The 12,948-nt window shown below is 63.8% G+C and carries 13 protein-coding genes; 3 read left to right on the forward strand and 10 right to left on the reverse strand.

Annotated features, from left to right (window positions below):
• Nucleotides 1-11 precede the first annotated feature (11 nt).
• Entirely contained in the window at nucleotides 12-761 is a 750-nt protein-coding gene (locus IHE39_RS09090) for an SDR family oxidoreductase (protein WP_192566255.1), read from the reverse strand.
• A 118-nt stretch (nucleotides 762-879) separates the two neighbouring features.
• On the opposite strand from IHE39_RS09090, the gene IHE39_RS09095 reads away from it, so the two are divergent.
• Nucleotides 880-1,662, forward strand: coding sequence for an IclR family transcriptional regulator (locus IHE39_RS09095; RefSeq protein ID WP_192566256.1), 783 nt, complete (start codon nucleotides 880-882; stop codon nucleotides 1,660-1,662).
• A 41-nt stretch (nucleotides 1,663-1,703) separates the two neighbouring features.
• Here the strand turns inward: IHE39_RS09095 and IHE39_RS09100 are convergent, their stop codons facing one another.
• The 7 genes from IHE39_RS09100 to IHE39_RS09130 all read right to left on the reverse strand — a co-directional run bounded on the left by IHE39_RS09100 (nucleotide 1,704) and on the right by IHE39_RS09130 (nucleotide 8,708).
• Nucleotides 1,704-2,144: an RbsD/FucU family protein gene (locus IHE39_RS09100; RefSeq protein ID WP_184768283.1), complete on the reverse strand. Its 441-nt coding sequence runs from the start codon at nucleotides 2,142-2,144 to the stop codon at nucleotides 1,704-1,706.
• A 165-nt stretch (nucleotides 2,145-2,309) separates the two neighbouring features.
• Nucleotides 2,310-3,059, reverse strand: coding sequence for an ATP-binding cassette domain-containing protein (locus tag IHE39_RS09105; protein ID WP_192566257.1), 750 nt, complete (start codon nucleotides 3,057-3,059; stop codon nucleotides 2,310-2,312).
• The gene (locus IHE39_RS09110) at nucleotides 3,056-3,889 is read right to left on the reverse strand and encodes an ABC transporter ATP-binding protein (RefSeq protein ID WP_192566258.1); all 834 of its coding nucleotides are present in this window, start codon (nucleotides 3,887-3,889) and stop codon (nucleotides 3,056-3,058) included. Before IHE39_RS09110 ends, IHE39_RS09105 begins: the two co-directional genes overlap by 4 nt.
• Nucleotides 3,886-4,803: a nickel transporter permease gene (gene nikC, locus IHE39_RS09115; protein ID WP_184768280.1), complete on the reverse strand. Its 918-nt coding sequence runs from the start codon at nucleotides 4,801-4,803 to the stop codon at nucleotides 3,886-3,888. The genes IHE39_RS09110 and nikC overlap by 4 nt, the downstream gene beginning before the upstream one ends.
• Nucleotides 4,800-5,858 (reverse strand): ABC transporter permease, encoded by a 1,059-nt coding sequence (locus tag IHE39_RS09120; protein ID WP_184768608.1) that lies wholly within the window; start codon nucleotides 5,856-5,858, stop codon nucleotides 4,800-4,802. Before IHE39_RS09120 ends, nikC begins: the two co-directional genes overlap by 4 nt.
• A gap of 115 nt (nucleotides 5,859-5,973) precedes the next feature.
• Entirely contained in the window at nucleotides 5,974-7,611 is a 1,638-nt protein-coding gene (locus tag IHE39_RS09125; RefSeq protein WP_192566589.1) for an ABC transporter substrate-binding protein, read from the reverse strand.
• 38 nt (nucleotides 7,612-7,649) lie between these two features.
• A complete protein-coding gene (locus tag IHE39_RS09130; protein ID WP_192566259.1) occupies nucleotides 7,650-8,708 on the reverse strand; it encodes a dipeptidase in 1,059 nt (352 codons plus the stop codon).
• Nucleotides 8,709-9,047: 339 nt separating this feature from the next.
• Between IHE39_RS09130 and IHE39_RS09135 the strand changes: the two genes are divergently transcribed.
• Both IHE39_RS09135 and IHE39_RS09140 read left to right on the forward strand, forming a co-directional pair.
• Nucleotides 9,048-10,313: a Glu/Leu/Phe/Val family dehydrogenase gene (locus IHE39_RS09135; protein ID WP_192566260.1), complete on the forward strand. Its 1,266-nt coding sequence runs from the start codon at nucleotides 9,048-9,050 to the stop codon at nucleotides 10,311-10,313.
• 195 nt (nucleotides 10,314-10,508) lie between these two features.
• A complete protein-coding gene (locus IHE39_RS09140; protein WP_184768277.1) occupies nucleotides 10,509-11,150 on the forward strand; it encodes a LysE family translocator in 642 nt (213 codons plus the stop codon).
• Here IHE39_RS09140 and IHE39_RS09145 read toward each other — a convergent pair.
• Together IHE39_RS09145 and rlmN are read right to left on the reverse strand one after the other, a co-directional pair.
• Nucleotides 11,131-11,592, reverse strand: coding sequence for a hypothetical protein (locus tag IHE39_RS09145; protein WP_184768276.1), 462 nt, complete (start codon nucleotides 11,590-11,592; stop codon nucleotides 11,131-11,133). The two genes, IHE39_RS09140 and IHE39_RS09145, sit on opposite strands and share 20 nt — an antisense overlap.
• Nucleotides 11,589-12,824 carry a dual-specificity RNA methyltransferase RlmN gene (gene rlmN, locus IHE39_RS09150; RefSeq protein WP_184768275.1) on the reverse strand — a complete coding sequence of 412 codons (1,236 nt, stop codon included), beginning with the start codon at nucleotides 12,822-12,824 and terminating at the stop codon, nucleotides 11,589-11,591. Before rlmN ends, IHE39_RS09145 begins: the two co-directional genes overlap by 4 nt.
• Nucleotides 12,825-12,948 lie beyond the last annotated feature (124 nt).

Consider the following 12,948-nt stretch of genomic DNA (forward strand, 5'->3'; position numbering starts at 1 on the left):
CCGTCGCCCGCCTAGATGGTGACGCCGCCGTCGACCAGGACAGCCTGGCCGGTGACGAAGCGCGATTCATCAGACAACAGGTAGATGACCAGCGGGGCGATGTCGTCGACGGTCGCCAGGCGGCCGATCGGCTGGCGGGCGATGAAGTCCTTCTCGGCCTGAACCGGATCGGCAGCGGCAGCGATACGGCCACGCAGCGACGGGGTGTCGACGGTGCCGGGGCACAGCGCGTTGCAGCGCACGCCGCGGCGGATGTAGTCGGCGGCCATGCCCTTGGTGAAGCCGATCACCGCCGCCTTGGTGGCGCCGTAGAGCAGGCGGTTGGGAAAGCCTTTGATCGACGAGGCCATCGACGCCATGTTGAGAATGGCGACGCTTCCTGTCTTTTCCGACTGCTCCAGCATGCCGGGCAGGAACGCCTTGGTGGTGCGGTACATGCTCTTGACGTTGAGGTCGAAGCTGAAATCCCAGTCTTCGTCGCTGCAGTCCATGACGGTGCCGTTGTGGACGAAACCGGCGCAGTTGAAGAGCCCGTCGAGCGGTGCCTGCTGTTTGGCGAAGGCTGCGACTGCTGCGCCGTCGCGGACGTCGAGACGATGGGTCTCGATACGGTCGCTTTCGGCGGCAAGTGCCGCCAGCGCCTCGGCATTGATATCGGTGGCGATGATATGGGCGCCTTCAGCGGCGCAGGCCAGCGCACTGGCGCGCCCGATGCCTTGGGCGGCGGCGGAAATGAAGATGCGTTTCCCGCTTAGTCGCATAACCGTTGCCCTCCCAGCAAACTGCTTGCGTCTGTCTATATACGAACATACTATTCATAAATGAACCAACCTTGCAATGGGGAAATGCGAGGCCGGTCACGAGGGAGGATTTCGAGCGATGCCAAAACGGCCGATCAATGCCGCGAACGACCAGGACAAGGATGAGCGCTACCGGGCGCCGGCGCTGGACAAGGGGCTCGATATTCTGGAGCTGCTTTCGGAGCAGCCGGGCGGGCTGACGCGAGCCGAGATCGTCAAGGCGATGGGCCGCGGGCCGAGCGAAGTCTACCGCATGCTGGAACGGCTGGTGGCGCGCGACTATGTCAGCCGATCACCTGAAGGCGATCGCTACGCCCTGACGATGAAGCTGTTCATCCTCGCCCATCGCCACCCGCCGGTGCGCCGCCTTGTCGCCCGCGCGCTGCCGCTGATGGACGCCTTTGCCAGCGAAGCCGGGCAATCCTGCCATCTCGTCGTTCCCGAAGGTGGCGCCGCGATCGTCGTCGCCCACGCCAGTTGCCCCGGCAACTGGGAGTTCGGCATTCGCATCGGCGCCCATATCGAGCTTTTGACCACCAGTTCCGGTCACATACTGCTCGCCTTCCTGGACGGGCAGGCGCAGTCGGAGCTGGCGATGCGCTGGGAAGGCACTGCCATGGCCGACGCGCGGGACAAATTGGAGCCGGTGCTGAAAGCCTACCGCCAGGCGGGCCACCGTGTCGGACCGAGCCAGCAGATGCGCGCCATCGAGGATATCTCGGTGCCGATCCTGTCACCCGACGGCTACGCCATCGCCGTGCTGACCTGCCCCTACATCCAGAGGCTCGACGACAAGCAGGCCGATATCGACCAGACGCTGGCCCTGCTTAAGGACGTGGCGGTGAAGCTGTCGCTGTCTTAGGTATCTTTGGCTAGGGCAGCTCTACGTCAACCGCAAATGTCTTAAGCGTCAGGCGGTACCACGCCCTTGCGGACGGCGAAGTCGGCATAGAAGCGGCGCTCCTGGGTCTGGATGACCGCATAGGCCTTTCTGGCGCGTTCGTAGAAGGCGAAGCGCTCGATGCCGACCATTTTGGTGTCGGTGCCGGCAATCAGCTTTCCGACCTCACGCTGGACGTCGGGGATCTCGTCCGGCTTGCCGACGACTTCCATGCGGCCGAAGGCGTCGTCGACGAAGGTGTCGACAGGCATCACCGACAGCACCGCCTTCATGACGCTGACGATGTCGCCGTCGATGCGCAGCGGCCGGCCGAACACGGTCTGCCTCGCCATCGCATCGGCCGGAAAATTGGCGTCGGCGATGATCAGGTCGTCGCCATGGCCCATGGCGCGGAGCACGTAGAGCACGTCGGGGCCAAGCAGCGGATCGATGCCAAGGAGCATTTTTGTCACCTGAGATGCGGGTTGCGGATGAGGGGCGGCCGCCCCTGACTGCCATAATTTCCGCTCCAGAATTGCAGGCAAGTGTTTCCGCGCGCAAGCTGTCCATTTGGCATTTTCGCCTTTCGCGGAAGCGCGGGAAACGGGCTTCCGCATTTCCGTAACGCCTTAGGCGTCGCGGACGAAACCTTCGCTCGCAACCAGAAGGTTGCGGGTGTAGGTCTGCGCCACGTTGCGCGTGGCGAGGTCGACGGCGTCCAGCCGTTCGACCTCCTGTCCGCCCTGCATCACCATCAGCCGCTCGCACATATGAGTGATGACGCCGAGGTCGTGGCTGACCATGACAAAGGTCAGCTTGCGGTCGCGGCGCACCTGTTCGAGCAGGTTCAGCACTTCGGCCTGCACCGAGGCGTCGAGCGCCGAGGTTGGCTCGTCGAGCAGCAGCACCGACGGTTCGAGGATCAGCGCGCGGGCAATGGCGACACGCTGGCGCTGGCCGCCGGACAGCTGGTGCGAATAGCGGAAGCGGAAGCCGGAGCCGAGGCCGACCTCGTCGAGCGCGCGCTGGATGCGCTTTTCGGTGTCGGCGAAACCGTGGATGTCGAGCGGTTCGAGCAGCAGCCGGTCGACGGTCTGGCGCGGGTGCAGCGACCCATAAGGGTCTTGGAACACCATCTGCACCTGGCGGTAGAATGCCTTGTCGCGGGTCTTGCCCAGGCGCTTGCCGGCGACGTCGATGGTGCCCGAAGCCACCGGCGCAAGACCGGCGACGGCGCGCAGCAGCGTCGATTTTCCCGAGCCGGATTCGCCAACGAGGCCAAAGGATTCGCCCTGGGAAACGGTGAGGCTGACGTCCTTGAGCGCGATGAAGTCGTCATAGACGACGCGCAGCTTGTCGATCGAGAGTGCAGGGGTCACAGCAACCACTCCGGCTGGCGGTCGAGCACGGGCAGCGGGTGCCGGTCGGAGCCGATCTTGGGCATGCAGTTGAGCAGGCCTTGCGTGTAGGGGTGCTTCGCCTGCGAAAGTTCCGAGGCCTTCAGTTCCTCGACGATCTTGCCGGCATACATGACAATGACCCGGTCGCAGAAGGTCGAGACCAGCCGCAGATCATGCGAGATGAAGATCAGCCCCATGCCGCGGTCGATGACGAGGCGGTCGAGAATGCGCAATATGTCGAGCTGGACGGTGACGTCGAGCGCCGAAGTCGGTTCGTCGGCGATCAAAAGTTCCGGACCGGCAATCAGCATCATGGCGATCATGGCGCGCTGGCCCATGCCGCCCGAGACTTCGTGCGGGTAGAGGTCGTAGACGCGCTTGGGGTCGCGGATCTGCACGGCAGCCAGCATGTCGAGCGCGCGCTCGCGGGCTGCCGACTTGCCGATCTTCTCATGCGTGCGCAGCGTCTCAACGATCTGGCGGCCGATGGTCATGACCGGATCGAGCGAGTATTTCGGGTCCTGCAGGATCATGGCGATGCGGTTGCCACGCAGCGCCCGGCGCTCGGCAGTGGATGCCTTCAGCAGGTCGATGCCGCTGAATTCGAGCCGGCTGGCCCTGATCTCGGCTTGCTGCGGCGTCAGTCCCATGATGGCGCGGCCGGTCTGCGACTTGCCGGAGCCGGACTCGCCGACGATGCCGAGCCGCTCCTGGCCAAGCGAAAAGGACACGCCGCGCACTGCTTCGACCACGCCGGTGCGGGTGGGAAAGGAAACGCGAAGGTCGTCGACATGCAGCAACGTGCTCATTGGCCACCGCTGCGTGTATCGAGCGCGTCGCGCAGGCCATCGCCAAGCAGGTTGAAGCCGAGGCTGACGATGAGGATCGCGGCACCGGGGGCGGCTGCGACCCACCACTGGTCGAGGATGAAGCGGCGGCCCGAGGCGATCATCGCGCCCCATTCGGGCAGAGGCGGTTGGGCTCCGAGACCGAGGAAGCCGAGACCGGCGGCGGTCAGGATGATACCGGCCATGTCGAGCGTGACGCGGACGATCAGCGAGGAGATGCACAGCGGCATGATGTGGCGCAGCACGATGCGCATCGGCGAGGCGCCCATCAACTTGACCGCCGCGATGTAGTCGGAGTTGCGCACGGTCAGCGTTTCGGCGCGGGCGATACGGGCATAAGGCGGCCACGAGGTCAAAGCGATGGCGATGATAGCGTTTTCGATGCCGGGCCCAAGGGCTGCGACAAAGGCCAGTGCCAGCACCAGCTTGGGGAAGGCGAGGAAGATGTCGGTGATGCGCATCAGCACCGCATCGACCCAGCCACCGGCGTAACCGGCGGCAGTGCCGACCAGCAGGCCGATCGGGGCTGCGATGATCGCCACCAGCACGATGACCTGCAAGGTCAGCCTCGAGCCGTAGATCAGGCGCGAGAGGATGTCGCGGCCCTGGTCGTCGGTACCGAGCCAGTTGGTGGCGCTGGGCGACAACAGACGGGCGTTCTTGAGGTCGCCGATATAGGGCGAATGGGGCGCGAGCAGCGGCGCGAAAGCGGCGACGAACAACAGCAGCAGGATGATGCCGAGGCCGATGACCGCCAGCTTGTTGGCGGCAAAGCGGCTCCAGGTCAGATAGGCGCGGCCGAGCCGAGCCTGCAGGCGTGACTGCGGACGGTCGGTGAGCAGCCATTCGCGGCGGGTCATTGTTGTGTCGCTCATCGGATCCGCGTCCTTGGGTCGAGCAGGCGATAGAGCAAGTCGGAGAGCAGGTTGAGCGCGATGAACACCGAACCGATGACGATCGTGCCGCCCAGCACCGCGTTCATGTCGGCGTTCTGCAGCGAGTTGGTGATGTAGAGCCCAAGGCCTGGCCAGGCAAAGACCGTTTCGGTCAGCACCGAGCCTTCGAGCAGGCCGGCATAAGACAGGGCGATGACCGTCACCAGCGGCACCGCGGCATTGCGCAGCGCGTGACCCCAGATGATGCGGGTTTCCGACAGGCCCTTGGCGCGCGCCGCCACGATGTATTCCTGGCTGAGTTCGTTGAGCATGAACGAGCGCGTCATGCGGCTGATGTAAGCGAGCGAGAAATAGCCGAGCAGCGACGCCGGCAGGATGATGTGGGCGAAGATGTCCTTGAACGCCGCCCAGTCGCGGTTGAGCACCGCGTCGAGCAGATAGAAGCCGGTGATCGGCGTGAAGGTGTATTCGAACACCACGTCGATGCGGCCGGGGCCGGCGGTCCAGCCGAGCCGGGCGTAGAATACCAGCAGCGCCAGAAGGCCGAGCCAGAAGATCGGCACCGAATAGCCGATCAGGCCGATGATGCGCACGACCTGGTCGGCAAGGCTGCCGCGCTTGACGGCGGCGAGCACGCCAAGTGGAATGCCGAGTGCCGCACCGATGATGGTGCCGACGGTGGCGAGTTCCATCGTCGCCGGAAAGACGCGGCGGATGTCGGCCATGACAGGGTTGGTGGTCAGCACCGAGGTGCCGAAGTCGCCTGACAACACGCCTTTCACATAGAGATAGAACTGATGGTAGTAGGGCAGGTTGAAGCCCATCTCTTCACGCGTGCGCTCGACGACATGAGCAGGCGCCCGGTCGCCGACGATGGCCAGCACCGGATCGATCGGCACGACACGGCCGATGAAGAAGGTCACCGCCAACAGTCCGAGATAGGTCGTTGCCACGATCACCACAAAACTGGCGACCGCCTTGAGAATGGCGGAGGCGCGCTTGTTGGCGCGCCTCGCCGAGGTCTGGTTTTCCATCGTGCTCAAAGGACTGATCCTATTGTGCATGACCCCCGTTTTTCAGAAGGGATCATGCACGGACTCATTTGTTACAGCGTCCTTTGCGCGTCCAAGGACGCGCGGCGCTGCAGAATCAATCCTTGGTCACGGGTGCGACGAAGTTCGAATCGAAGTTCGGCCCCAGCTTGTAGTTCTTGACGTTGCCGCGCAGGCCCGCAACCTCGGTCTGCTGGAAGATCAGCAGGAACGGGCTGGTGTCGAGAGCTGCCTGCTGCAACTCCTTGTACATGGTGGCGCGCTTGTCGTTGTCGCGCTCCAGAAGGGCCGCCTTGGTCTTCTCTGTCAGTTCGGGCACGTCCCAGGCATTGCGCCAGGCCAGCGTCTTCACCGTGCCGTCGTCGGCGTTGTTGGGATTGGAGGTGAAGGTCTCGGCGTTGGAGTTCGGATCCCAGTAATCCATGCCCCACTGGCCGATATACATGTCGTGGTTGCGGGCACGGTACTTGGTCAGGGTCTGCTTGCCGTCGCCGGGGATGATTTCGAGCTTCACGCCGGCCTGGCCGACGGTCTGCTGGAAGGATTCGGCGATGCCGGTGACCGGCTGGGTGTTGCGCACGTCCATGGTGACGGTGAAGCCGTCCTTCAGCCCTGCCTTCTCCAGCAGCTCCTTGGCCTTGGCGACGTCGAAGGTGAACGGGTTGGAGTCGAGCGCGCCGAGCACGCCCTTGGCCTGGTAGGTCTGGCGGATTTCGCCGATGCCCTTGATCAGGGTCGAGCCGATGGCGTCGTAGTCGACCAGATATTTGAGCGCCTGGCGCACTTCGGGCTTGGCCAGGTTCGGGTTCTTCTGGTTGAGGCTGATGTAGTAGACCGTGCCCTTGGGTGCGCTGGTGGTGGTCAGCTCGGCGTTCTTGGAGATCGCCTCCAGGTCGCCAGGTTCGAGGTTGCGGGCAACGTCGATGTCGCCGGCTTCGAGCATCAGGCGCTGGGTCGCGCTCTCCTTGACGTGGCGATAGATGACGCGGGCAAGCGCCGGCTTGTCGTTGTAGTAGTTGTCGTTGCGCTCGAGCACGAGGATTTCGTTGGCGCGCCAGTCGCGGATCTTGAACGGACCCGAGCCGGCATAACCGGTCTTGAGCCAGCCATTGCCGAAGTCGTTGTCGAACTTGTAGTCGTCGGTCGGCGTGACCGGGGCGACATGCTCGAGCACCAGCTTGCTGTCCATCACGGCACCGACGGTGGCGGTCAGGCAGTTGAGCACGAAGGACGGCGCATAGGACTTGTCGACGGTGAAGACGAAGGTGCTGTCGTCGACGGCCTTGGCCTTTTCGGTGACGTTGTCCTTGGTCAGGCCGAACTGGGTGAGGATGAAGGCCGGGCTCTTGTCGAGCTTGACGACGCGCTCGAACGACCAGGCGACGTCCTTGGCGGTGATCGCATTGCCGGAGGCGAACTTCAGGCCAGCCTTGAGCTTGAAGGTATAGACCAGGCCGTCGTCGGAGACGGTCCAGCTTTCGGCGACGCCGGGGCGCACCTTGGTGGTGTCGTTGATGTCGAGGCGCACCAGCATGTCATAGGCGTTGCCGAGGAATTCAGCCGGGCTGAGCTCGAAGGACTCGGCCGGGTCGAGCGTGATGGTGTCGTCGATGGCCCAGGCCTGGACCAGCGTGTCGGCCGGCGTCGCTGCCAGCGCGGGTACGGAAAGCGCCATGACCGACAGGGCGGCGCCAGCAAGCATCAGACGGAAATGTCCGTTCATTTTACCAAGCATCATTTTTTCAGTTCCCCAGGTTGACGAATTATTTGTTGTTAGGCCGCCGCTTCGTGCCAAGCCGAGCGCAAGACCCTCAGCCAGTTGTCACGGCAGATTTTCGCCAGATCGTCGTCACCGTAGCCCGCAGCGCTTAGGGCGGCAACGAGCTTCTGCAGGCCAGCGGCATCGCCGATCTCGGCCGGCACGGTGGCGCCGTCGAAGTCCGAACCGAGTGCCACGCCATCGATGCCGACATGCTCGACGAGATAGTCGATATGGCGAATCATGTCCGAGAGCGGCGTGTCGACGCTCTTCAGCCCGTCCTCGCGCAGCATGGTGACGGCGAAGTTCAGGCCGACAAGGCCGTTGCTCTCACGCACCGCTGCAAGCTGCTTGTCGGTCAGGTTGCGGCTGATCGGCGTGATCGCATGAACGTTGGAGTGGCTGACGATCAGCGGCTGGTCGCTGAGCTTGGCCACGTCCCAGAAGCCCTTTTCGGTGATGTGGGCCAGGTCGATGGCGATGCCGATGCGATTGCATTCCTTGACCAGCCTCTTGCCGGCTTCGGTCAGACCGGGGCCGGTGTCGGGGCTCGACGGGAAGGCAAATGGCACGCCATGGCCGAAGACGGTGTTGCGGCTCCAGACAGGGCCGAGCGAGCGCAGGCCGGCGGCATAAAACACGTCGAGTGCGGCGAGATCGGCGTCGATCGCCTCGCAGCCTTCCATGTGCAGCACGGCTGCAAACTTGCCTTCGGTACGCGCAGCGTCGATGTCGGTGCCTGTGCGGCAGATCTTCCAGCCGCCGGCGCGCTCGATCCTGAAGGCGATCGAGGCCATGTCGAGCGCAATGTCGAGCGATGGCGCGCGTTCGAGCGGCTTGCACAGCGGAATGGCATAGTGGCCGTTCTCGTCTCGCTGCTCGTCGGGCATGTTGGCCGAGGTGATGTAGATGGCGCAGAGTCCGCCGATGAGGCCGCCCTTCTGGGCACGCGGCATGTCGATGTGGCCCTGCCTGGTGCCTTCGATGAACTCCGCAACCGGGTCTGCGCCCTTGGCGGCGTTGTTCCACAACCGGTAAAGTACGTCGTTGTGGCCGTCGAAAACTGCCTGCATCACCTACTCCTGTCTGCGGCGGCAGTTGGATGATGCGCGACAGGGCAAGTCAACCTGTCCGCTGCGGCGTGCTTCATGCCGATGCCGCAAATCCGCTTCGCGCGGCCAGGCAGGACCAAAAGGAATCTTGGCCTGGACCATTCGGCTTCGACGGCCGCATTTGGCGGCGGAAATGTAAGCAATCGGCTGTGCTATCGGGCCAAAGGCTGTTCTGCACCTGACCTCGCGGAAGAGCTGCGACCTTCTTCGGTCTTGAACTGTGGTGAATATTTATGCAGGCGAGTGAATGCCCGCGGCGTAGCTGCCGGCTCATTGCCAATCACCACAGGAAATCCAGATATGTCAGAAGTCAGTCTTCTTGATCATGCACTCGTGCGCCTCGACGAGGCGGCGAAACATCTCAACGTCGATGCCGACGTGATCGAGAAACTGAAATTCGCCCGCGAGACCACCAAAGCCCGCCTGATGATCCGCATGGACGATGGCTCGCGCAAATCCTTCATCGCCTGGCGCTGCCGCTACGACGACACCCGCGGACCGACCAAGGGCGGCATCCGCTTCCATCCGGATTCGAGCGCCGACGAGGTCGAGATGCTGGCGTTCTGGATGACCTTCAAATGCGCTGTCATGAACCTGCCCTATGGCGGCGGCAAGGGTGCCGTGCAGGTCGATCCGCGCCAGCTGTCGAAGGCGGAACTGGAGCGGCTGTCCCGCGCCTACATCCAGGCCTTCGCCCGCATCATCGGCCCGGACCGCGACATCCCGGCGCCCGACGTCTACACCAACTCGATGATCATGGGCTGGATGGCCGATGAATACGCGCAGATCGTCGGCCAGGCTTCGCCCGCCGTCATCACCGGCAAGCCGCTGGCGCTGGGCGGTTCGCTCGGCCGTGGCGACGCCACCGCGCGCGGCGGCTTCTATCTCGTGCGCCATCTTGCCGAGGAGCTCGGCCTCAAGGGCAGCCTGCGCATCGCCGTGCAGGGTTTCGGCAATGCCGGCCAGCATATCGCTCGCCTGCTTGCTTCGGATGGCCACAAGATCGTTGCCGTGTCCGATTCCGAAGGTGCGGTACAGGCCGCCGGCGGGCTCGACCTCGACCGGCTGTTCGTTGCCAAGGACAGCGGCCGTTCGGTCGTCACCACCGCCGGCCACGCCGGCCATGAACTGCTCGACGGTGCCGCGCTTGTCGGCGTCGACTGCGATATCCTGGTGCCGTCGGCGCTGGAAAACATGATCCGCATCGACAATGCCGACAGCGTCCAGGCGCGGATCGTGCTCGAGCTGGCAAACGGCCCGGTCACTGCGGAAGCCGACGCGATCCTAGAAAACAAGGGCGTCGTCGTCCTGCCTGACATCCTGGCCAATGCCGGCGGCGTCACCGTCTCCTATTTCGAATGGGTGCAGAACCGCCAGGGCTACTACTGGCCGGTCGAGGAGATCCACGACCGCCTGCGCACCATCATGGAGCGCGAGGGCCGCGCGATCTGGGACGTGGCCAAGGTCAAGGACGTCTCGGTTCGCACCGCAGCTTACGTCCATGCACTCGCCCGTCTCGGCGAAGCGATCGAGGCGCACGGCACGCAGAACTACTTCGCCAGCTGATCCAAATGAGCCATGCCGCCGGATCGAAATGGTCCGGCGGCAGATTCAATGGTCCGGAGCGTCCTGGGTGCGTCCAACCGGCCACACGGCGCTCTGGCCTGCATTTTCCGGTTGAAGCGCGGAATTGGTACGATTAGGGCTGTTACCTGAAATCCCCCACAACCTTGCCCTTGAGGCAGAACCGGCGGCCCGACAATGTCTTTCATTCCCGATTGGTCGACCATCATCCAGTTCGCGATCGCAACCTTCATCATCGCGATCACGCCAGGGCCTGACATGACCCTGTTCGTCGGCCGGGCGTTGTCGGAAGGCCGCAAGGCGGGCTTTGCCTGCATGGCTGGTGCGATGACCGGCATCGTCTTCCACACCACGCTGGTGGCGCTCGGGCTGTCGGCGCTGATCGTCGCTTCGCCGCAGGCCTTCATGGCGCTCAAGATCGTCGGCGCCGGCTATCTCGTCTGGCTCGCCTTCCAGGCGATCGCCAAGGGCTCGGCGTTTTCGCCCGACACCACCAAGCGGGCGCCGCGCTCGGTGTTCCAGAACTGGGCGACCGGGCTCGGCATCAATCTGCTCAACCCCAAGATCATCCTGTTCTTCATGACCTTCCTGCCGCAGTTCGTGTCGGCTCACGACACCAATGCGCCGGGCAAGCTGTTTTTCCTCGGCGCGATGTTCATCATCCTGTCGCTGCCGGTGACGGCGCCGATGGTGATCGCGGCAGACAGGTTCGCCGGCCTGCTCAGGAAGAGCCCCAAGGTAACGCGCATCGTCGATTATCTGTTCGCCGGTGTGTTCTCGGCCTTCGCGCTGAAAATCCTTACGGCGCAGGCGAAGTAGGCCGCAGCGCACCGGCAAAGCGGCCGGTGATGAACCAGTAGGCGATGCCGCCGATCAGGCCGCTGCCGATGATCGAAACCGGCCAGAGCGGATCACGATAGGCGAAGCCGCCTTCGCCGCTCTGGTAAGCGAAGCCGATGAACACCAATGCGACGAAGCCGCCGGCAAGTGCGTAAAACAGCCAGTCGCGCTTGCCGAGCAACTCGGCGAGCAGCATGACGACGATTGCCGGCACGAAGGCGAAGTAGGCGACGAAAAGCGCGACAAAGGGGATAGTGAAGACCATCGAGCCGCTCGCCACCTCAGGTGGTATCTCGGCAGAGATGAGGCCTGCGACGCCCAGGAAGACCACGTTGAGGAAGGCGCTGGCAGCCAGCGACGCCGCGAGATAGCCCAGCACCATGTGGGCGAACTTGCCGAGATAGAGCAGGACGCGGCTCACGCCTCGCCGTGTCCTGCAATCATCATCGCTTCGAGCGCCAGGCGCTCGGTCTTTTTCATGCGCTCGGATTCAGACTTGAGCTGGCCGCAGGCGGCGAGGATGTCGCGGCCGCGCGGGGTGCGGATCGGCGAGGCGTAGCCGGCATTGTTGATGTAGTCGGCGAACTTCTCGATCGTCTCCCAGTCCGAGCACTGGTAGTTGGTACCCGGCCAGGGATTGAACGGGATCAGATTGATCTTGGCCGGCACACCCCGGAGCAGCTTGACCAGCGCCTTGGCGTCCTCAAGGCTGTCGTTGACGTCCTTCAGCATCACATATTCGAAGGTGATGCGGCGGGCGTTGGACAGGCCGGGATATGAGCGGCAGGCCTCGATCAGATCCTTGAGCGGGTACTTCTTGTTGATCGGCACGAGCAGGTCGCGCAGATCGTCGTTGGTGGCATGCAGCGAGATTGCCAGCATGACGCCGATCTCCTCGCCGGTGCGGAAGATTTCCGGCACCACGCCCGAGGTCGACAACGTGATGCGCCGCTTCGACAGTGCCAGGCCGTCGCCGTCGGACGCGATCAGTAGCGCCTTCTTCACCGCCTCGAAATTGTAGAGCGGCTCGCCCATGCCCATCATGACGATGTTGGAGATTTTCCGCCCCTCGGCCGGTACGATGGCGCCGGCGGGGGTGTCGCGGTGCGGGAAGTCGCCCAGCCGGTCACGCGCCGTCATCAGCTGCGTCAGGATTTCTTCCGCCGTCAGGTTGCGCACCAGCTTCTGCGTGCCGGTGTGGCAGAACGAGCAGGTCAGCGTGCAGCCAACCTGGGACGAGATGCACAGCGTGCCGCGGCCTTCCTCGGGAATGTAGACGGTCTCGATCTCGACTGGACGGCCAGCACCGCGCGGCGGAAAGCGGAACAGCCACTTGCGCGTGCCATCGGAGGAAATCTGCTCCTCGACGATCTCGGGCCGCGCAATGGTGAAGTGCTTGGCGAGTTCGGCGCGCAGGTCCTTGGAGATGTTGAACATGTCGGCGAAGTCGGAGACGCCGCGGACATAAAGCCAGTGCCAGAGCTGCTGGACGCGCATCTTGGCCTGGCGTTCGGGAACGACGCCGGAGCTTACCAGCGCTTCGGCAAGCTCCTCGCGGGTGAGGCCGATCAGCTCGCCCTTGACGGGCGCAGCCGCACGGGCGCGCAACGCGTCGCGGGTAGCATCGGTGGTGAGGTCGAGCGAAAGGGTCATTCGTGCTCAGCTAGGTTGATATCGCGGCAAATGTAGGATTTTGGGGCGACATATCATAGCTCTGTCGCCGCGTCACGTTTTGGCGGCCATGCATTTGTGCCGTAGCTTTGCGTTCTGTTAGGCA

The organism is Aminobacter carboxidus (assembly GCF_014863355.1).
In the GTDB taxonomy this organism is placed as follows: domain Bacteria; phylum Pseudomonadota; class Alphaproteobacteria; order Rhizobiales; family Rhizobiaceae; genus Aminobacter; species Aminobacter carboxidus.

Bases quoted from the DNA above. Each gene is read 5' to 3' on its own strand.
- rlmN (WP_184768275.1), bottom strand. From the start codon at position 12,824: ATGACCCTTTCGCTCGACCTCACCACCGATGCTACCCGCGACGCGTTG.
- IHE39_RS09110 (WP_192566258.1), bottom strand. From the start codon at position 3,889: ATGAGCACGTTGCTGCATGTCGACGACCTTCGCGTTTCCTTTCCCACC.
- IHE39_RS09120 (WP_184768608.1), bottom strand. From the start codon at position 5,858: ATGGAAAACCAGACCTCGGCGAGGCGCGCCAACAAGCGCGCCTCCGCC.
- nikC (WP_184768280.1), bottom strand. From the start codon at position 4,803: ATGAGCGACACAACAATGACCCGCCGCGAATGGCTGCTCACCGACCGT.
- IHE39_RS09100 (WP_184768283.1), bottom strand. From the start codon at position 2,144: ATGCTCCTTGGCATCGATCCGCTGCTTGGCCCCGACGTGCTCTACGTG.
- IHE39_RS09140 (WP_184768277.1), top strand. From the start codon at position 10,509: ATGTCTTTCATTCCCGATTGGTCGACCATCATCCAGTTCGCGATCGCA.
- IHE39_RS09095 (WP_192566256.1), top strand. From the start codon at position 880: ATGCCAAAACGGCCGATCAATGCCGCGAACGACCAGGACAAGGATGAG.
- IHE39_RS09090 (WP_192566255.1), bottom strand. From the start codon at position 761: ATGCGACTAAGCGGGAAACGCATCTTCATTTCCGCCGCCGCCCAAGGC.
- IHE39_RS09130 (WP_192566259.1), bottom strand. From the start codon at position 8,708: ATGCAGGCAGTTTTCGACGGCCACAACGACGTACTTTACCGGTTGTGG.
- IHE39_RS09125 (WP_192566589.1), bottom strand. From the start codon at position 7,611: ATGCTTGGTAAAATGAACGGACATTTCCGTCTGATGCTTGCTGGCGCC.
- IHE39_RS09135 (WP_192566260.1), top strand. From the start codon at position 9,048: ATGTCAGAAGTCAGTCTTCTTGATCATGCACTCGTGCGCCTCGACGAG.